This is a genomic window from Flavobacterium sp. (genome assembly GCF_027483985.1).
In the GTDB taxonomy this organism is placed as follows: Bacteria; Bacteroidota; Bacteroidia; order Flavobacteriales; family Flavobacteriaceae; genus Flavobacterium.
Genome location: NZ_JAIXTJ010000043.1, coordinates 104,712 through 126,052 on the forward strand (window position 1 = coordinate 104,712; position 21,341 = coordinate 126,052).

9 protein-coding genes and 1 tRNA gene are annotated in these 21,341 nt (G+C 33.6%); 3 read left to right on the forward strand and 7 right to left on the reverse strand.

Annotation, left to right across the window (positions count from 1 at the left end):
- The first annotated feature begins 42 nt into the window (after positions 1-42).
- The gene (gene hisS / locus Q0050_RS11825) at positions 43-1,401 is read left to right on the forward strand and encodes a histidine--tRNA ligase (protein ID WP_298395937.1); all 1,359 of its coding nucleotides are present in this window, start codon (positions 43-45) and stop codon (positions 1,399-1,401) included.
- A gap of 75 nt (positions 1,402-1,476) precedes the next feature.
- Here the strand turns inward: hisS and Q0050_RS11830 are convergent, their stop codons facing one another.
- The 5 genes from Q0050_RS11830 to Q0050_RS11850 all read right to left on the reverse strand — a co-directional run bounded on the left by Q0050_RS11830 (position 1,477) and on the right by Q0050_RS11850 (position 18,928).
- Positions 1,477-6,513 (reverse strand): LamG-like jellyroll fold domain-containing protein, encoded by a 5,037-nt coding sequence (locus tag Q0050_RS11830; RefSeq protein WP_298395939.1) that lies wholly within the window; start codon positions 6,511-6,513, stop codon positions 1,477-1,479.
- A gap of 352 nt (positions 6,514-6,865) precedes the next feature.
- A complete protein-coding gene (locus tag Q0050_RS11835; protein ID WP_298395942.1) occupies positions 6,866-16,159 on the reverse strand; it encodes a M14 family zinc carboxypeptidase in 9,294 nt (3,097 codons plus the stop codon).
- A 1,645-nt stretch (positions 16,160-17,804) separates the two neighbouring features.
- Positions 17,805-18,194, reverse strand: coding sequence for a hypothetical protein (locus Q0050_RS11840; protein ID WP_298395944.1), 390 nt, complete (start codon positions 18,192-18,194; stop codon positions 17,805-17,807).
- Positions 18,195-18,269: 75 nt separating this feature from the next.
- The gene (locus Q0050_RS11845) at positions 18,270-18,680 is read right to left on the reverse strand and encodes a hypothetical protein (RefSeq protein ID WP_298395947.1); all 411 of its coding nucleotides are present in this window, start codon (positions 18,678-18,680) and stop codon (positions 18,270-18,272) included.
- Between the two features lie 174 nt (positions 18,681-18,854).
- A tRNA-Met gene (locus Q0050_RS11850) sits at positions 18,855-18,928 on the reverse strand.
- 135 nt (positions 18,929-19,063) lie between these two features.
- On the opposite strand from Q0050_RS11850, the gene Q0050_RS11855 reads away from it, so the two are divergent.
- Both Q0050_RS11855 and Q0050_RS11860 read left to right on the forward strand, forming a co-directional pair.
- Positions 19,064-19,456, forward strand: a complete 393-nt coding sequence (locus Q0050_RS11855) for an START-like domain-containing protein (protein ID WP_298395950.1) — start codon at positions 19,064-19,066, stop codon at positions 19,454-19,456.
- Positions 19,457-19,516: 60 nt separating this feature from the next.
- Positions 19,517-20,347: an aminotransferase class IV gene (locus Q0050_RS11860; protein WP_298395953.1), complete on the forward strand. Its 831-nt coding sequence runs from the start codon at positions 19,517-19,519 to the stop codon at positions 20,345-20,347.
- Here Q0050_RS11860 and Q0050_RS11865 read toward each other — a convergent pair.
- Positions 20,339-20,899 carry a YqgE/AlgH family protein gene (locus tag Q0050_RS11865; RefSeq protein WP_298395956.1) on the reverse strand — a complete coding sequence of 187 codons (561 nt, stop codon included), beginning with the start codon at positions 20,897-20,899 and terminating at the stop codon, positions 20,339-20,341. The genes Q0050_RS11860 and Q0050_RS11865 overlap by 9 nt on opposite strands.
- A gap of 109 nt (positions 20,900-21,008) precedes the next feature.
- Positions 21,009-21,281, reverse strand: a complete 273-nt coding sequence (locus tag Q0050_RS11870; RefSeq protein WP_298395959.1) for an HU family DNA-binding protein — start codon at positions 21,279-21,281, stop codon at positions 21,009-21,011.
- Positions 21,282-21,341: the final 60 nt, after the last annotated feature.

Sequence of the window (21,341 nt, forward strand, 5' to 3'; positions counted from 1 at the left end):
TTTTATATCTGATATCAAAAATCTAAAATCTAATATTTAACAATGGCATCTAAACCAAGTATTCCTAAAGGTACACGTGATTTTTCACCTTCCGAAGTTTCTAAACGCAATTACATTATGGGTGTGATGCGAAATCATTTTGAAAAATTTGGATATCAACCTATTGAAACACCAAGTTTTGAAAATTCAGATACTTTAATGGGCAAATATGGTGAGGAAGGCGATCGTCTTATTTTTAAGATATTGAATAGTGGTGATTATTTAGATAAAGTTTCGGCAGAGGAATTGGCTGATTTGAATTATAAAAAACTTACTACCAAAATTTCTGAGAAAGCGCTTCGTTATGATTTAACGGTGCCGTTTGCTAGATATGTAGTGCAGCACCAAAACGAAATTGAGTTTCCGTTTAAAAGATATCAAATACAACCTGTTTGGCGTGCCGATCGACCTCAAAAAGGAAGGTTTAGAGAGTTTTTTCAATGTGATGCTGATGTTGTTGGTTCGACTTCGTTGTGGCAAGAAGCGGAGTTGGTGCAACTTTATGATGCTGTCTTTACTAGTTTAGGTTTGAAAGGTGTTACTATTAAAATTAACAACAGAAAAATTTTATCTGGAATAGCTGAGGTTATTGGCGCTTCTGATAAATTAATTGATTTTACAGTTGCCCTAGATAAATTGGATAAAATAGGAGAGGATGGCGTTAAAAAAGAAATGCTTGAAAAAGGAATTTCTGAAGAAGCTCTAGTCAAAGTTCAGCCATTATTTAATTTCACTGGAAGCATTCAGGAGAAAATAATACAGCTTTCCGATTTACTTTCTTCATCGGAAGAAGGTATTAAAGGAGTAGAGGAGTTGCAATTTATTTGTGAAACGGTAATTAAATTAGGATTACAAACGGCACAATTGGATTTAGATGTAACACTTGCTCGCGGATTGAATTATTATACAGGAGCTATTTTTGAAGTAGCCGCGCCGAAAGAAGTGTCAATGGGAAGTATTGGTGGCGGTGGAAGATATGATGATTTAACTGGTATATTCGGATTGAAAAATATGAGTGGCGTAGGAATATCATTTGGCCTTGACCGAATTTATTTAGTACTTGATGAATTGAATTTGTTTCCAGAAACCGTTACGACTTCAACCAAGGTTTTGTTTTTAAATTTTGGTCAAGAACAAGCTTTTGAAGTGATGCAAGCCATTACAAAACTTAGAATGGAAAACATAAAAGTTGAAATGTATCCTGACGCTGCTAAAATTGACAAACAGTTTAAACACGCAGAGCGAAGAAACATTCCGTTTGTAGTTAAAGAGATTTCTAACGGATTATTTACTTTGAAAAATCTTACCTCTGGAGAGCAAACGCAGCTTAGTTTTGCGGACTTATTATCTCAACTTAGCTAATTAAACTAAACTTTATATAAATAAAAAGCTCCGCAATTTGCGGAGCTTTTTGGCGTCAAATCAATCATTTAAACCCTAATTAAAAACGATTTTTCTACTAGTATCACCTTTGTCTGTTTGAACTTTTACAATGTAAGTTCCAGAACTTAATCCACTTATTGGTAATTCAATGTTTTGCTGGTTTTGATCTTTTACATCAAATGTTGCAATTAATTGACCTAATAAGTTGTACAATAATACTTGTTCTACTGTGGCATCAACCACGTTATTTTTGATATTTAATATGTTTTTAGTGTTAGCGTAAGCTACTTGAATTCCGTTTTCAATAGTGAAATCTTCGTTAGCTAAAGCTGCGCTGTTATCTTTAAATGTTAAAGAGAAACGGTTGTCTGTTAATCCTTGTGGTACTTCAACAATGTAAGGCTGATCTGTGATTTCGTGGTATCTGTTATCAGCATTATCGTGGATAAATACTCTTAAGTTATCATTACTTGTAAAGTTTTCTAAATTATCAACCATAATTTTAACTTCACCTGTTACGTTTGTTTTTACACCAATAGGATAAACATTATTTACGTTAAAAGTACCTTCACCTTGAATAGCCAGTTTTTCATTTGTGTTGATGAAATAGATATCATTTAATTGATTATCAATATTTACAGCATCATAGCCAAAATCTAATGCGCTAGTTGCTAACTGGTCCATAAATCCTAAAAGGATTTGTCTGTGATAATTGTCTTTAGACGTTAATCCTAAACGTATTTTTTTGAAAGTATCTGCATTTATTTCATCATCTTGATTGTTTGTAAAATGAGAAGCAGTTGAAACAATACTTGTGTTACTTCTGAACAATGTTGTTGATAAAGCATTATCTTCTTTAATGAACGCTCTTTGGTCATTATTGAATCTTACTGTACCACCAGCAGCTGAACCTACAATAAAGAATCCTTGGCTTACAGGGATATATCTTTGAGGCACCTTAGCACTTGCACCAACACCACTAATACCAGCTGGAGCAGAAGGAGGCGTTCCACCCACTAAATTTCTAACAGAATAACCACCTTGATAAGCTGCTAGGTTGTGCGTGTTATTTGTAGCAGAATGTTCCCAGAAATATAATGAACCTGTAGTTGAAGCATTATTTGCTGTGATAAACGCATTAGCATCAAGAGCTGAAGCATAAGGGTTACCTGCAAGATTCAAGTTGTTAGCTGCAACAGTTGTTGTAATTAAACCGTTGTTAGGTTTACCAACAAAAGTATAATTTTGATTTGCAGCTGCCGTACCACTTCCTTTTAAAGTAAATCCTTGTGCAGCACTTAATGAACCTCCTGAACCAACACTTGACCAGTTAGCATAAGCATTAGTTTGATTCTGGAATTTGAATATCCAATAGCTACTTAATGTGATTGGGCTAGTTGCGCTACCGTTCAATCCTGTTGTCCAAGTAATGTTTTGTGGTGTACTTGTAGTGCCATCTTTCATTACTCCACTAACCGTGAAAGCATTATTATTTGTAGTATTGTTGATTGCTCCTACAGGAGATGACCAATAATTATAGTTAAAGATATTTTTAGTTCCTTGTTGGTCTCTTTCAATTCGTCCTGAACTTGTTGGGTCTAAATCACTGTTTAAAGTTTGTACTAATTGTGCTCTACCTTGTAAATCTAAAATACCGTCTAATTTAAAGTGGTGAGAGATTTCAATTTTAGAATCATTTGTTGCAGATAACGTATTAGAATGTGTGAACAATCCTAAAACAACTTTATTACCATTAGAATTTACATTGTGATTTGTTCTTACAATGTTCCAGTCGATAGGTGTTGTGCCATTAACAATTGATAAACTGTAAGGTACATCTTGTATTGCACCATTTCTCCAAGTTGCATTTGCTGACCACAATCCGTTTGCATTACTTTCGTAAGGCATTGGAGCTGTTTGTAAATTGATAGAAATCTTATCTGGAATTACTAAACTTCCTCTATTGATATTAATCGAATCATCATCTAAATGCGTTCCGATGTAAGAATTCATTGAATAGTATGCGAATAAATCATTCCATAGTAAAGCACTTACATCGTTTTTAGTTACAGTTGCTGGAATAATAGTTCCTCTTGTACCTGTTCCATTTTGTAAAATCTCTTGGTTCATTAAGAAACGGATTTCAGCAGGAGTTACTGCACGGTTCCACATTCTTAATTCGTCGATATCACCTTTGAATAGGTTATTGATAGTTGTTTTATTTATGTATTGCGCACCGATACTAAACGTACTAGTTGAAGCTATTGGAGGTTGTGGAATAGAGACTGAAATATCTTGTACACCGTCAATATAGATTATCAAATTATTACTACCATAAGTTACAGCGATATTATGCCATATCAAGTTAGGTAAGGCAGTGTTAGAAACTACGCTTCTTAAAATTGAACCTGCACTATACCATTCCATTCTAACTCTGTTGTTGTTTTGCAATACTAATTGATAACCAGTTGTTGCACTAGCTTTTTTAGCGATTATAGTTCTTTCGGTTCCTAAATCATTTGCACCGTTAGGTCTAACCCAAGTCATTATTGAAAAAGTAGTTCCAATTTCGTTAACATTGTCAATTCTAACATAATCATCAGAACCGTCAAGAGTTATGTGTAACGGATTTGTTGCACGGTGTGCTACACCAAACGTGATGAATTTAGTAGAATCAAAGTCATATAAACAAGTTTGATTTGCACCTGTAGTTGCCATAAATACTGTTTCAACACCTGTTGTGAATGTAGCGTTAGTTGCTACTACCATTACATAAGCATCTGTTGGTCCAAGTGCTGGTAATCCGCTTGTAAAAGCTGAAGTTGGTACTGAAACTCTCGTTGTAGCAACATCGCCACCAGTTTCAACCACTTTCCATTTTCTATTAACTACTTCAGTAATTGTTGTAATTGTAGTTGGACCTAAGTCTACCAATAAATCAACACCTGAGTTATTCATGTTTCCGCCATTTGCACCCCATACTAGGTAGCTTCTGTCTGTAGCAAAAGTATTTGTATTTGCAGTGTTTGTAGCGTTAACATCTCCAAGACCAATTGTTAATACGGTTCCTGGGTTTTCACTTTTAGATTGTTTTTGGTTTAATTGTGTATTATCATCTCTTCCGATACCAGCGATATCGTAATTAAATCCGTTGTTCGCCACAGAATTCCATATTACTGTTCCGTTAGAATCAACATAGTCTGTATCTCCAAGGTTAGTTGCAGTAACACTATTGCTTGCGTGAAGCGTAACACCATTTTTTATTGCTAAATAAGATTCGATTTTTTTCTTGTTAACATCTGTGTTAGCTGCTGAGTAACTTATGATTTCAGATAATTTTCCGTCAAGGTAAGAACCAATATTTCCGTTTAATGAAAATCTACCAGTACCTAAATTATATTGTAAATTGTTGAATTCAGAAAAATTTAAAGTTCCAGTGATAGTTACCTGATCGGCTCCAACAGAGTTACCTGCGTAGTTATCAATTCTTTTACCATTTTTATAAATTTCAGTAGAGTTTCCAGCTGCATTTGTTTTAACATTGTAAATAGTTGTTTCTTGTACATATGTTTCTGTAGTAGTAGCATATGCTCGTCCGTAAGAATTTGACGAAGCAGTTTGTGGCACCGAATTAATACTATGTGATACTAGTTCGTTTACATATCTAGCTGTAAATTCGCCTAAAGCAAATGCGGTTCCATCTAAGTGAAAACTTGAAATTGTAGTTCTACCCGATATAGGAACTTGTCTTGTTGGTGAGCTGCTGTCAAGAGTGTTGTTAGTTTTTACAACAACAAAATAATCTTGAGCCCAAAATCCACCTTTACCTTTCATAACATTAGCGTTGGCAGGATCAAAGTCTATAATTGGATTGAAGTTGATGTTTCTTGTGCCATTTCTGTAGGTTGGTCTTGTAACACCGATAGCGTCAGCATTGTTATCATATGCTTGGTCATTCCAAGAATCTAAAGGGTTGCCATCTGTTGTTGTACTTGTTCCCGAAGTAGCTTTTAACCATAATTTAAGGTTGTTATTTACACTACCTGGACCTACTACTGGATTTGCAAAAGGAGTAATTGGATCAGCTTTAATTATTACATTATCTATCGCACAACCACTATCAGTATTTGAACCGTCAGAGGCGAAAACAATTCTAAATCTCAAATTTGCTTGGTTGTCTAATAAATTAACTTGCGTAGATTTTTCTTCGAATTGAGAAAAAGGTGCTGCAATGTTTGCATTAAGATCGTTCCATCCATTTCTATTACCCAGAGAACTAGATAATGCATTTACATTAGATGCAGAATACCAGTTTTCAGTGGTAGTTCCGAGAACATTCCAAGTTGTGCCGCCATTAATACTGTATTGAACCTGCATCCCATCATCTGGGTCATTATCTGTATTATATCTCATGTCAAGAGAAATTTTTACATTTCTGAATCCAGCTGTATTTATAATCGGACTTGTTAAATAATTCAAAGCGTTGTTTACATAGGGAACATTTGTTCTCCAAAAATTTCCTTCACCTCTGAAAATAGTATTTGTCCAGTTCCACGCTCCATTAACTCCTGAACTAGTCCACCCACCATCAGTTTCTTCAAAGTTTTCATAATAAACGGTATGACTTTGAGTTGGAAAACTAGTACCAGTACCTCTTAAATTAAAATTAAAAGGATTTTCGCTCCCATCGTTATTTACAAATGATATTGTTGCGTTTCTAACACCAATAGCACTTGGGTTAAAGGTAACTTCAAATGTTGTTACACCTACTAATGGTAAAACTGGTGATACAGGTAAGCGAGTTACCGTGAAGTCTGACGCATTGGCACCGCCTATAGTAAATGTTCCTATGGTAAGGTTACCTAGCGCTGCAATGTTTCGTATTTCAAAACTTTTGGTAATCGTTCCGCCTTGTTCGTTGGTAGATCCAAAATCGGTTTGATTAGTTAAGCTTGGCGTTCCAGCTCCACCATCTACTAGAAGGACTCCGCCGCCATACACATCAATTTCTTGAGCAGTAGAAAATTCTGTTAAGAATAATGCTACTATTAGTATTGTTGCTTTTGCTGAATTAAGTAAAAATGTTTTCATAACTCTTAGGGTTTTTTATTATGATTTCTTTTATTTATTAAGTAAGACAATCATAAATCTTACTTATCTGTAATTTGACAGTACAAATGTAGGTCTGAAATTCAAATAAAAAAAATATTTCATCGATTAAATACATTATTAATCGATGAAATACATATTTTATATAGTAAAAAGAAAAAATTCTTACAAAAACAAAACTTGCTTGTGGATAATGTTCTACAGATTTTTAGGGATAAAAGTTTTGAAAATCAATTTTTTAGATAATTGACGAAGAAATAATGTTATTGAAAGGTTTTTTTTATAAAAAAAAGCCATCTGCGATTAAACAGATGGCTTCTTGAAGTGTATTAGACTATCGTTTTATAATTCTAATCATTTTAGTATTATTTCCTTGTGTTACGATCATTGAATATACACCACTTGGGTATGATGCTCCGATGGCAACGTTTTCAAGTTCATTAGCCTCTAAATTAATTTTTTCAATTTGTCTTCCAGTTAAATCATAAACTGTTATTGAAGTGTTTTTATTGAAAATTGCATTAGTTTTAATATTAAAGTTATTAGTAAATGGATTAGGATATACTGCCACTTCAAATGCTACTTCATCTAAACTTTCTTCAGTAACAATTCTACTGCTTGTTCCTTGTTTGATTATTGAACAAGTTGAACCGTAAGGACCAAAATTAAGTTCGTTAGGAAGTTTTACAGACACTTGTACTGAATAAGTTCCTGATGTAATTCCTGGGAAGTTATTTAAATTAAATTTGTTAGCAGTAGTTGTGAACATTGTATCGTAACCAGATGCATTGAACAATCTAAAACGATATAGTGTCGCATTAGATACTGGTGATGCAGCAATAAATTCTGTATTACTAGTTACATTATATCCATTACAATAATTAGATAATAATTGTGTAGTTGGATACGCAGGAGTTTTAACATTGCATGCTGAACCATATGGTAAGAATGTTCCATCAGTATTTCTTAAAGCAACTTCAACTCTGTAGAATGTATTATGGAAAACTCCAGTAAGTTGTGTCATATTAAATTTATTACTGTTAGAAGTTATTACCTGTGCAGGTGTTCCTGTTGGCACTGTTCCATTAGCATTCATTTCTGTAATTCTAAATCTGTATTGAGAAACAACAGCAACTGCATCTGCAGTAACCCATTGATTGAAAGCTGTTAATGTAGCTCCGCACTGCGTACTAATTGCGCTTGTTGGGTTAGGAGTGTCAACAAAACAAGGTGCGCCAAAAAATGGTTGCCATACGTTATTGAATTTCACCGCTACTTCAATTTGGTATCTAGAATTGTAAGTTGTACCTGCAATATTTGCTAAAGAAATATTATTTACAGGACGATCAACTACTATAGATTGTGCAATAGGCGCATTAGTATTAGCATCAACTTTTGTTATTCTAAATCTGTAACCCTGCGCGTTGTTAGACCATATAGCTGTTATCGTTGAATACCAACCGGCTAAAGTTACTCCACACGTTGCTGGTGCTAATGTTGTAACAATTGGAGTACAAGAGTTATCAATTATACCATTACAATCATTGTCTAATCCATCGTAACATACATCTGTTGCATTTGGATTTACGTTTGCTCTAGTGTCATCACAATCAGTTCCAAATAATACATAACCTACTGGCTGCGCACAAGCTTGAAGCGATACATTTGGATTACCAAAACCATCATTATCTGAATCTTGATAATAAGTGTTCAATGCATTAGATGCTGCATTATTATCATTACAATCTAAATTGTTTGTAACATAACCTAAAGGTTGAGAACAAGCTTGAGTTGAAACTGCTGGATTTCCGAAAGTATCACCATCTAAATCTTGGTAGAATGTTACTAATGCGTTTTGAGATGGATTATTATCATTACAATCTGTATTATTAGTTACACCACAAGCTACTTGAGTTGTTGAACCAAAACCGTCGCCATCTACATCTGCGTATTGAATTTGAGTATCGTTACAATCTAAATTATTTGTAACATAACCTACAGGTTGAGAACAAGCTTGAGTTGAAACTGCTGGATTTCCAAAAGTGTCGTTATCTAAATCTTGATAGAATGTTAGTAATACATTTTGAGATGGATTATTATCGTCACAATCTGTGTTATTAGTTACACCACAAGCCGCAAGAGTTGTTGAACCAAAACCGTCAGCATCGTTATCAGCATAAGTTAATTGGTTATCGTTACAATCTGTGTTATTAGTTACACCACAAGCTGCTAGAGTTGTTGAACCAAAACCGTCAGCATCGTTATCAGCATAAGTTAATTGGTTGTCGTTACAATCTGTGTTATTAGTAACACCGCAAGCTGCAAGAGTTGTTGAACCAAAACCGTCTGCATCGTTATCAGCATAAGTTAATTGGTTGTCGTTACAATCTGTGTTATTAATAACACCACAAGCTGCAAGAGTTGTTGAACCAAAACCATCAGCATCATTGTCAGCATAAGTTAATTGGTTATCGTTACAATCTGTATTGTTAGTTACACCACAAGCTGCAAGAGTTGTTGAACCAAAACCGTCAGCGTCGTTATCAGCATAAGTTAATTGGTTATCGTTACAATCTGTATTGTTAGTTACACCACAAGCTGCAAGAGTTGTAGAACCAAAACCATCAGCATCGTTATCAGCATAAGTTAATTGGTTGTCGTTACAATCTGTGTTGTTAGTTACACCGCAAGCTACTTGAGTTGTTGAACCAAATCCATCAGCATCTAAATCTGCGTATTGGATTTGATTGTCATTACAATCTGATGCATCTAAAACATATCCTACTGGTTGTGTACAAGCCTGAGTTGAAACTGCTGGATTACCAAATGTATCGTTATCTAAATCTTGGTAGAAAGTGATTAATACATTTTGTGTTGGATTATCATCATTACAATCAGTATTATTGGTTACACCACAAGCCACTTGTGTCATTGAACCGAAACCATCACCATCATTATCTGCGTATTGTATTTGAGTATCATTACAGTCAGTATTATCTATAACATATCCAACTGGTTGTGAACAATCCTGAACAGAAACGCTAGGATTTCCAAAAGTATCACCATCTAAATCTTGGTAGAACGTAATTAATACATTTTGGTTTTCGTTAGTGTCATTACAATCGATATTATTTGGTACACCACAAGCTACGATAGTAGTAGAACCAAATCCATCACCATCAGCATCATTATATTGAAGTTGAGTATCATCACAATCTGATGCGTCTAAAACATAGCCAATTGGTTGTGAACAATCTTGGATAGAAACATTTGGATTACCAAAAGCATCACCATCTAAATCTTGGTAGTATGTGATTAATACATTTTGCGTTGGATTGTTATCATTACAATCGGTATTGTTAGTTACACCACAAGCTACTTGAGTTGTAGAACCAAATCCGTCATTGTCATTATCTGCATATTGAATTTGATTATCATTACAATCTGATGAATCAGTAACATATCCAATAGGTTGTGCGCAATCTTGAATGAATACGCTTGCATTTCCAAATGAATCACCGTCTAAATCTTGGTAGAATGTAATTACATTTCCGCCATTAACAACAGTAACCGTTTGCATTTGCGTTGAAGTATTTCCGTTACCATCGTCATAAGTCCAAGTGATGTTGTAAGTTCCTTGGTTAGTATATGTCAAAGGATCTGAAGTTGTTGCAACTATAGTTCCAGCGCAAGCATCAGTTGCCGTTGGAGCCGTTACAGTTGCAGAACATTGACCAGTTACTGTTGGAAGAGGAGTAACATTTGCTACTGGAGCAACTGTATCATCAACAATAACCGTTTGAGTTTGTGTTGAAGTATTTCCGTTTCCGTCATTGTACGTCCAAGTAATGTTAAAGGTTCCTTGAGTGTTGTAAGTTAAAACATCTGTAGTTGTGGCAGTAATAGTACCAGCACAATTATCAGTTGCTGTTGGGGCAGTCACTGAAGCAGAACATTCACCAGTTACTGTTGGAAGAGAAATTACATTTGCTACTGGAGCAATAGTATCATCAACAATTACTGTTTGAATTTGTGTTGAAGTATTCCCGTTTCCATCATTGTACGTCCAAGTAATTTCATAAGTTCCTTGAGCATTATAAGTCAATGGAGAAGTAGTAGTTCCAGTTATAGTTCCAGCACAATCATCAGTTGCTGTTGGAGCAGTCACTGAAGCAGTACATTGACCAGTTACTGTTGGTAGAGAAGTTACATTTGCTACTGGAGCAACTATATCATCGACAATAACCGTTTGAGTTTGTGTTGAAGTATTTCCGTTTCCATCATTGTACGTCCAAGTAATGTTAAATGTTCCTTGAGTAGTATAAGTCAATGGAGAAGTTGTAGTTGCAGTAATTTGTCCTGCGCAATTATCAGTTGCTGTTGGAGCCGTTACTGTTGCAGAACACTGACCAGTTACTGTAGAAAGCGAAGCAACATTTGCTACTGGAGCAATAGTATCATCAACAATTACTGTTTGGTTTTGCGTTGAAGTATTTCCGTTTCCGTCATTGTACGTCCAAGTAATATTATAAGTTCCTTGAGCGTTGTAAGTCAATGGAGAAGTTGTAGTTCCAGTAATTTGACCAACACAATTATCAGTTGCCGTTGGAGCAGTTACTGTTGCAGAACACTGACCAGTTACTGTTGCAAGTGAAGCAACATTAGCTACTGGAGCAATAGTATCATCAACAATTACCGTTTGGTTTTGTGTTGAAGTATTTCCGTTTCCATCATTGTACGTCCAAACAATAGTATAAGTTCCTTGACTTGTATAAGTTAAAGGATTGTTTGTAGTACCATTTACAGTTCCTGAACAAATAGATGCTGTTGGAACATTTGTAACAGTTGCATTACATTGACCAGTTACAGTTGGTAGTGTTGCTACTGTTGGAGTAGGAGGATTTGTATTATTTATTATTACCGTTTGGTTCTGTGTTGAGGTATTACCGTTACCATCGTTGTACGTCCAAGTGATATTGAAAGTTCCTTGAGTATTGTATGTTAATGGCGAATTTGTTGTACCAGTTATTGTACCAGCACAATTATCATTTGCAGTTGGAGCCGTTACTGTTGCAGAACATTGACCAGTCACTGTTGGAAGAGATGCTACATTTGCTACTGGAGCGATCGTATCATCAACAACTACTGTTTGAGTTTGTGTTGAAGTATTTCCATTTCCGTCGTTGTACGTCCAAGTGATGTTGTAAGTTCCTTGAGCGTTGTAAGTCAATGGTGATGTTGTAGTTCCAGTAATAGTTCCAGCGCAAGTATCCGTTGCAGTTGGAGCAGTTACTGTCGCCGAGCATTGACCAGTTACCGTTGGAAGATTCGTTACGTTTGCTACTGGAGCAACTGTATCGTCAACAATAACCGTTTGAGTTTGTGTTGAGGTATTTCCGTTACCATCGTTATAAGTCCAAGTAATGTTGAAAGTTCCCTGAGTATTGTATGTTAATGGAGATGTTGTAGTAGCAGTAATTTGTCCAGCGCAATTATCAGTTGCGGTTGGCGCTGTTACCGTTGCCGAACATTGTCCACTTGCCGTTGGAAGAGAAGCTACATTTGCTACTGGAGCAATAGTATCGTCAACAATAACGGTTTGAGTTTGCGTTGAAGTATTTCCGTTACCGTCATTGTAAGTCCAAGTGATGTTGAAAGTACCTTGCGTGTTGTAAGTCAACGGTGATGTTGTAGTTGCTGTAATTTGTCCAACACAATTATCTGTAGCAGTTGGAGCCGTTACAGTTGCCGAACATTGACCAGTTCTTGTTGGAAGATTAGTTACGTTTGCTACTGGAGCAGTAGTATCATCAACAATTACCGTTTGAGTTTGTGTTGAGGTATTTCCGTTACCATCGTTATACGTCCAAGTGATATTGAAAGTTCCTTGTGTGTTATAAGTTAATGGTGCTGTTGTTGTTCCAGTAATTTGTCCGGCGCAATTATCTGTTGCAGTTGGAGCGGTTACCGTTGCAGAACATTGTCCAGTTACCGTTGGAAGTGTAGTTACATTTCTAACTGGCGCTGTAGTATCTGATACTACAACCGATTGTTGTTGAAATGATTGATTACCTCTATTGTCTGTATAAGTCCATAATATTGAGTAAGTTCCTTGAACAGAATAAGATAATGGATCAGTTGTAGTAGCGTTTATTGTACCCATACAATTATCTGTTGCAGTAGGTGTTTGACTTACTGTTACAGAACATTGACCTGTTAAAGCAGGTAGGTTGGTTACATTTGCTACAGGAGCGGTTGTATCACTTATAACAACTGTTTGTTGTTGCATTGATGTATTTCCATTACCATCATTGTAAGTCCAATTAATTACATAACTTCCTTGTGCGTTATAAGTTGTTGGATTAACAGTGGTAGCCGTAATAGTTCCATAACAATTACTTGTTGCCGTTGGAGCAGTTACTGTAGCCGAACATTGAGCATTTACTGTTGGTAATGAAGCTACGTTTGGAACTGGTGCGGTACAATTACTGCTAATTGTAAAGGTTAAAGTATTTGATACACTCGAGTTACAAGTATTGAAAACAGTTATGTTCGCTGTTCCAGCAGTTGAAACATCAGCAGCATTTATATTCGCTGTCAATTGAGTTGCACTTACAAAAGTTGTTGTTCTGTTAGTTCCATTCCATCTTACGATTGATTCACCACTTACAAAGTTAGTACCATTTACAGTTAACGTAAATGCACCAGAATTTGTAAGTCTTGATGTAGGATTTGTAGAAGTTATAGTAGAATTAGGTCTAACAGTCACTGTTACAACATTAGAGTTTACTGTAGTTCCACAATTTCCGTTTGTTATAACTGCTCTGTAATATCTTGTTGCAGTTAAATTACCAATAGCAGAACCAGCTAAAGTAGCCGTAGTTTGTCCCGATAAATTAGTAAAAGTTGTATTATCAGTTGATGATTGCCATTGAATTGTTCCAGCGCTTCCTGTTAATGTGATATTAGCTGGTTGCGAACCTGTACAAATTGATTGGTTAACTGATACAGTTCCAGCAACTGGATTAGGATCTGTTATAGTTACTGTCGCAACGCAAGAGCTAGTTTGTCCATCAGCATCAGTTACAGTAAGAGTAACATTTTGCGTGGTATTTCTTTGCGTACAATTAAAAGTATTAGGGGATACTGAAAAATTAGTTATTCCAATATCGTCTGTAGAATTATTATTTACATCAGCTGGTAAAACGGTCAATGTTCCACCTGCACCTAATGCTAAAGTAGCGTTTTTACAAATGGCAACTGGTGGTTCTGAAATCTGTTTGATAACTTTAAAATCATCAAAATAGAAACCATCGAATGTTGTGTTGTACATATCGGCAGCATTAGAATTATCAGAAATAAGTCTGAATCTAAATTTTGCAGCAGTCGCACCAACTAAAAAAGAGTTGTTATTTGCGTCAATGACAATTTCTTCCATTGCCCATTTACCTCTTGTATCACCATCATATAATACGCCACCGCCACCATTAGTACTTTGAGCATTACTATTAGCAGATTTTGTTGCATGAGGATTTGTTGAAGAAGTTGAGGTTGGTTTTGTGTAGTTTCCACAAAGTGTTGTCCAAGTTGTACCATTAACGGAACCTTGAATTTGCACTAAGTCAAAATTTCTTTCTAAATCCCATTTTGCATAATATTGAACTAAAACCTTTTGAGCTCCAGATAAATTTATGTTAGCAGTAGTTGTTAATGCTTTTGAAGTAGAATTAGCGTAAGCTGTTCCAGCAGCACTATCACTAATTGAAGTTGTTCCTGTAAAAGGACTAGTTGTTGTTACCCAAGTTCCAGTTTGAGTCCATTTAGTTAAAACATCACTGTCAAGATTATTAAAAAGAACGGTCGGGTTGTAAATTTTTACATAATTAGCTTCGTACAATACATAATTATCATTGCTCAAAGTTACTTTATATTCAATTTTTTGGTTTGGTAAAATTGAAGGCGATAAAACCAAAGCTGCAGTAACATTTCTTTGTTCAAGAATGGTCATTCCTGTTTGAACTGCAGGCGAGGTTATAGAAGTAATATTTGATGAAACTGGTGTAACGGTTAATGTATAACCAGAAGGTGTTTGACCAAGTCTTTCAATACCAAAAGTTAAATTAGAATTTAAACTTGTTATATTAGATTGGGTTAAATCGTGCAGTTTTGCATATTTTCCACTATAGTAAGAATTTATGAAATTCATTCTCATTGCTCTTTTTGCAATGGTAGTAATTAATGTTGGAGAAGGCCAAAAATCACCTTCACCGGCAGGAGCACCATTTTCTGGAGAAACTGCTAATACATTTTTGCCCGAACCTGTATTTCCAGTAGCATCAGCTGGTCCACCAGCCATCCAGTCACTTGCATCACCACTAGCTGCATAAAGTACGCTTGGAGCTGGTCCATAAACATACCTATTATATTGTGTCATGTCATGGCAGAATTTTGCATATTCGTTTTCTCTACCAGTAGGAGTGCTTGCTCTACCATTTACCGGATGCGGCAGTAGATTTGAGTAAGCGTGGTGATTTAAAGCAGTTTTAATATTTTTAGAAACAATGAAATCTCTCATAATTTGAGTTTCTGGCTCAGAAAATGCTCCAGTACCTCTATAAGTATTGTCACATTGTGTTGCAGACGATCCAACTAAACCATATTGATATCCGAAGTTTCTATTGATATCAACACCTCTCGTGTTATTTGTTGCTGCTGTTCCTCCAGGGTTACAAATTCCGGCTCTTAAATTTTTTCTTTGCATTCCTCCACCATTAGGAGCGATAGTTTGGTTCCAAACTAATCCATCAGGATTTACAACTGGAATAAAATACAATTCGGTATTGTCAACAAGGTTTTTGATGAACGGATCTGAATTATAATTTTCAAGTAAATACCACATGTAGAAAATTTGATTCATCAAACTTGATACCTCTCTTGAGTGCGTCATACCAGTTGTTAACGCTTGTGGCTCTAATTCGTTTGTATCTGGGTTATCAGATATTTTTACAACATATACAATTCTTCCTTCGTGCGTTAATTGATTTGTCGGCGATGCATTGGCTTTAACTGAAATTAAATTTGGATACAAACTTCTCATTTTATCCAATTCAGCTACCATACCAGAATAGGTTAAGCATCCTCCAAATGTTGATGGTAGTGTAAAGTTTGTTGGAGTATTCCAAGTTAATTCACTACAATCATCATGTTGCCCAATATTTTTTATTACCGTACTTTTAACACTAGACGACCTGTTAGCCATTCCAGCTAACTTTTCTTTCTGCAATTCCATCTGCGCAATTGGCATGTCTTTAGTAGCTCTTTCAGAATAGAATTTAGTCATGTCTTCAATTAAAACAACATAACTAATACCATTTTCAGATATTCTGTTAAGTTCATATTCCGACAATTCAATTTCGATGTGATTTTCAGCAAAATAGACACCACAAGCCACATCGACTCCGGCATCATTAAGTTTATCGAAAAGATTTGGCGTCTTTTTGTCAATCTTAACTCTCTTGTAAACAGAGCTAATGTCTTGAACTTTACTTTGTCCGAACTGAACAGATTGCGCCACAGAAACGCAAGTCATCAAAGTAAATAAAGTTAAAAATAACGTAATTTTTTTCATTTTAATAGGGTTTTGAGGCACAAACCTAAAAAATACTTATAATCTAACAAAATAATTTATCGATTAAATGCATTTATTGTCGTTAAAATGATTTATTTATTGTTTTATTGAGTAAATATCTTACAATTTTATAAAATAATTATTTTGAAAATATTAAATCAACTAGCACACTTTTTTGTGTAGTTATAAATGCTAAAAAAAGTGTTTCAAGCATTACATTTTTACTAAAAGTACTATAGCAATTAAATTTAACTATTAAACTACAGATTTGCAAAGTTTTAAAGAGATATAGGCAGTTAAGAGATTGCTTATTTTATAAGAATTGCTTAAATGTTACTCCTGTTTTTTTGTTTTGTTCTACACCAAAGTATCTGCGTAAGTTATAGTAAGTCACATTTTTTAAGATATTAATATGAAATTTGCTAAGAATAGCTAGAGTAGAATCTAGGTACGCAATCAATTTTTTTAAGTCATTAAATTGAAAATCGTGTACTGTATCATGCACTTTTTATAAATGTAAAAAAAAATAAACATAAAAAAAACGATTTAGAAAGTCTAAATCGTTTATAATCATCGTTTTGATATTAGTAGCGAGGACGGGAGTTGAACCCGTGACCTCAGGGTTATACATATAATATTTTATTAAAAAATAACTTATCACTAGCTTTGAAATCTTTGCTAAAACTTTGTTTTCATTAAACCAAGTGTTAAAGGTGTACCAATAATAATTGTAATAACTGTTAAAATTATTATTTTGCTTTGAGTACTATAAAGATTGATATTGTATTGGCTAATGATTCTATTTTTGTTTTTTAAAAAGTATTTTTTATTGTAATACAAGAATAATAAAGAACCTACACCTAAAATTATCTTTACATAAATTTCAGCTAACAAAACAATATTAAAAATTTCTAAAATTATTATAATATCAAGTAAAATTAATACTTGTAAAAGACTTATAACGCATTCCGCATAAAGTTGTGGGTTGCTCTCGCCCCAATTTTCGTATTTTATATAAACACGAAAAAATATATATTCAAAAAGTTTAATCATCGATATGTTCCCCTATACTTTTACCAGAATACAAATGTACACCAGTATTTATTAAAAAATGTAAACTACATAACTTGTCTTTTTTACAATTATTTTTTTTAAGAATTTGTTAGATGTTTCAAAAGAAGTCATCGCTAACTTTGAAGCATGACCATATTACTATTAACTACTTAAATCAGGAAAATAGGTAATCCAACTCCTAAAAACCAAAATATGATAGAAAACAATACATCTTCGACAGGTTTTTTAGTAAATGTCCAAGCTGTGTTTTCAGGGTTTCTTTTGTAAATAATTTTAAACAAAACCGTAAGTAATTTAAAAATGGTAATTGATAAAAATGGTAATTGATAAAAATGGCATTTTTAAAGTACTAATAATTCTCGGTGTTCCTATATTGTATTCTAACAACAAATATGACAATCCAAATAATAGAATTGTATATAAAAATACTAAAACAAATGATTTTATATGGAATAGCCATTCAATTTTATACATGAATAGGAATGCTATACTTAGACCAAAAGAAACAAAAATTAAATCCATCAAAATTATAAGCTACTACTAAATGTTTAAAAAGAATGTCCTTTTTTAATTATATAAAAATACAAATTAAAGCTAGAGTTATACTTGATATCATAAATCCAGTAATGTACTTTCCTTTGCGGGGTTTATATTTTAATAGTAACCATTCATATCTATTGTTGAAAAAAATCAGTAAATAATTTAGTAGTATCATTGGAACAAAATACAGTAAAACCGCTTGCATTTTGACATAAGACAAATCCTTCAATTGGTTTTTGGTAAATAATGAGTAACTAAAATCATTCAGAAATAATTTCTCGCTAATTATTATTGAAGACATAAAAAATAAACTTGAAAATGCAGACAAATACATTAGTGTTGCAAATTTCCAATTATGATTGTTTACTTCTTTCGCTTTTACAATGGCATCAACGCAAATTAGATAATAAATTTTTAACATTTGTAATTAATTCGATTTATAACTCAATAACGAGCTATGTGTCATTCCGAGATGGCGTTTTTTTATATCAATTTTTTATAAATAATTATATTTTACTTTTGCCCTTTGGTCATTTTGATCCCAATATAGTAAAGTTTTATTTCTTTTATACCAGTTTTTCCAATCTTTAATATTTTGTTCGGTTGGAGTAGCAAAAACTTCTCGACCATAACTATAATTTGACTTAATATTTGTGGTAGTTTCTAAAAAAAATATTGCACTATTAAATACTTCACCTGGAACTTTTTTGCCTTTGTACATACAATCTTGAATTATATGTAAATTTTTTAAATATTCTTTTTGAGCTTTATTTTTTTTTATTTGAATGTTTCCATAATTAGTTATACTGGCTAATAAAAATAAAATTGACAAAAGGAGTTTTACGATGCTTTTCATTTTTAATTGTAATAAGTCAAAAAATCCAGAATGGTGATTTAAGTAATCCATATCTATTTAGATTAGATTTTTTTTAATTTTAATATAATTTTCAAAGGTTTTTGAAGTCATTAAATTGAAAATCGTGTACTGTATCGTGCACTTTTTGTAAATGTATAAAAATTTTAGACATAAAAAAACGATTTAGAAAGTCTAAATCGTTTATAATCATCGTTTTGATATTAGTAGCGAGGACGGGAGTTGAACCCGTGACCTCAGGGTTATGAATCCTGCGCTCTAACCAACTGAGCTACCTCGCCTGATATGGCATTCCCTGAATGCGGGTGCAAATATAAGCCAAATAAAACATTGTCCAAATAATAATTTAAAAAAAAATATTTTTTTTATTTACCTCTTTTTTAAATAAAAATTATATATTTCGCAAAAATTATATTATGTCACTAAAAGTACGTTACGAAATAGAATTTCCAATTAATTCTTCACCACAATTATTGTATCAGTATATCTCAACACCATCAGGTTTGCAAGAATGGTTTGCTGATATTGTAAATTCAAGAGGTGAGTTTTTTACTTTTGAATGGGATGATACCGAAGAACATGCTAGATTGGCTTCAAAAAAATCAGGTGAAAAAGTTAAATTCAAATGGATTGACGAGAACAAAAAGGATACAGAGTATTTTTTTGAATTACGAATTCTTGAAGATGAAATCACCAAAGATGTTTCCTTAATGGTAGTTGATTTTGCGCTAGAGGATGAAATTGATGAATCGAGACAACTTTGGGAAAATCAAGTTTCCGATTTAAAACATGTTATTGGTTCAGTATAAAATCATTTTTAAAACTTATATTTGTCTCGTCTTGTTCTATAAGCAAGGCGAGTTTTTTTTATGATTAATTACAACGGCGAAATTTTATCTTCTGATACCACTTTATCTACTTCTAACAGAGCTTTTTTATATGGCGATGGTGTTTTTGAAACTCTAAAAATAGTTAACAATAAAATCCTGTTTTTTGAAGATCATTATTTTAGATTAATGGCATCGATGCGAATTGTTAGAATGCAAATTCCAAGTGATTTTACGCTAGAATATCTTGAAGAGCAAGTTTTAAACTTGGTTGCAGCCACTAATAATCAAAATTCGGCCAGAGTGCGAATTACTGTTTTTAGAAATGATGGCGGTTATTATTTACCTCAAACTAGGACGGTTTCGTTTATAATTCAAGTGGCTGCATTAGCTGATATTCATTATTCGTTTTCTGATGCGATGTATGAAGTTGATTTATACAAAGATTTTTATATTACAAAACAATTACTTTCTACTATCAAGACAACCAATAAAATGATCAATGTCACGGGTAGTATTTTTGCAGATGAAAACGATTTGCAAAACTGTTTGTTACTTAACAATGAAAAAAATGTAGTAGAAGCTTTAAATGGTAATTTATTTATGTTGCTTGGAAACCAATTAATTACTCCGCCAATAGAAGATGGTTGTTTGAATGGTATTATGAGAAAACAGGTGCTTCAAGTTGCAAAAAACGTAGAAAATATTGAGGTTCTTGAACAATCAATATCTCCATTTGATTTGCAAAAAGCTGATGAATTATTTATAACTAATATGATTACAGGAATTCAACCTGTTACTAAGTATCGTAAAAAATCTTATGAAACTAGGGTATCTAAAGCGATTTTAGAAAAAATCAATGCTTTAATTTAATATTGGATTTTCAGGTGCATTAGACCAGATGATGTATTCACCGCCTAATTCTATAATTTTTTCTTTCCAGAATTGTTTTGACGATTTACTTAAAATAGAAGTTTGATAGTTGTTTGTAGTAATAATCCAAGAATTGGCAACAAGTTCTTCTTCGAGTTGGTTGGCGGCCCAACCGGTGTAGCCCAAGAAAAAACGAATATCTTCTTTATTGACTTTACCTTCGTTGATTAAGTTTTTAGTTAGTTCAAAATCACCACCCCAAAAAATGCCGTTAGAAATTTCAATGCTATTTGTAATTAGTTCAGGTATGGAATGAATAAAGTATAGATTATCTTGTTCAACTGGTCCGCCATTATAGATTACAAACGAAGCATCAATTTCAGGAAGTAAGTCGTTAATGGTGTATTCCAAAGGTTTGTTCAAAATAAATCCTACGGAACCTTCTTGATTATGATCTGCCAATAATATCACTGATCTGTTAAAAGACAGATCGCCAATTATGGATGGTTCTGCTATTAAAAGTTGCCCTTTTCGAAGTTTTTCTGAAGTCATAGTGACGCAATTTGAATTAAATGTACGAAAAAAAGTTATAAAACCAAATTTTAGGGTAAAAAAAAACCATTCGGTTAAGAATGGTTTTCTATATAAAATATAAACTAGATTAGTTTACAGAACCTTCTAATTCTGCTCCAGCTTTAAATTTTACTACATTTTTAGCAGCGATTTGGATAGTTTTTCCAGTTTGTGGATTTCTTCCATCTCTTGCAGCTCTTTGAGATACTGACCAAGATCCGAAACCAACTAAAGAAACTCTTCCACCTTTTTTCAAAGTTGTTCCTACGTTTCCTAAAAATGATTCTAAAGCCAATTTTGCTGCTGCTTTTGTAATTCCTGCGTCAGCAGCAATAGCATCGATTAATTCTGATTTGTTCATAATAATAGTTATTAATTGTTGGTTAAACTTTTTTGTTAATCAAAACAAATTTAGTAGAAA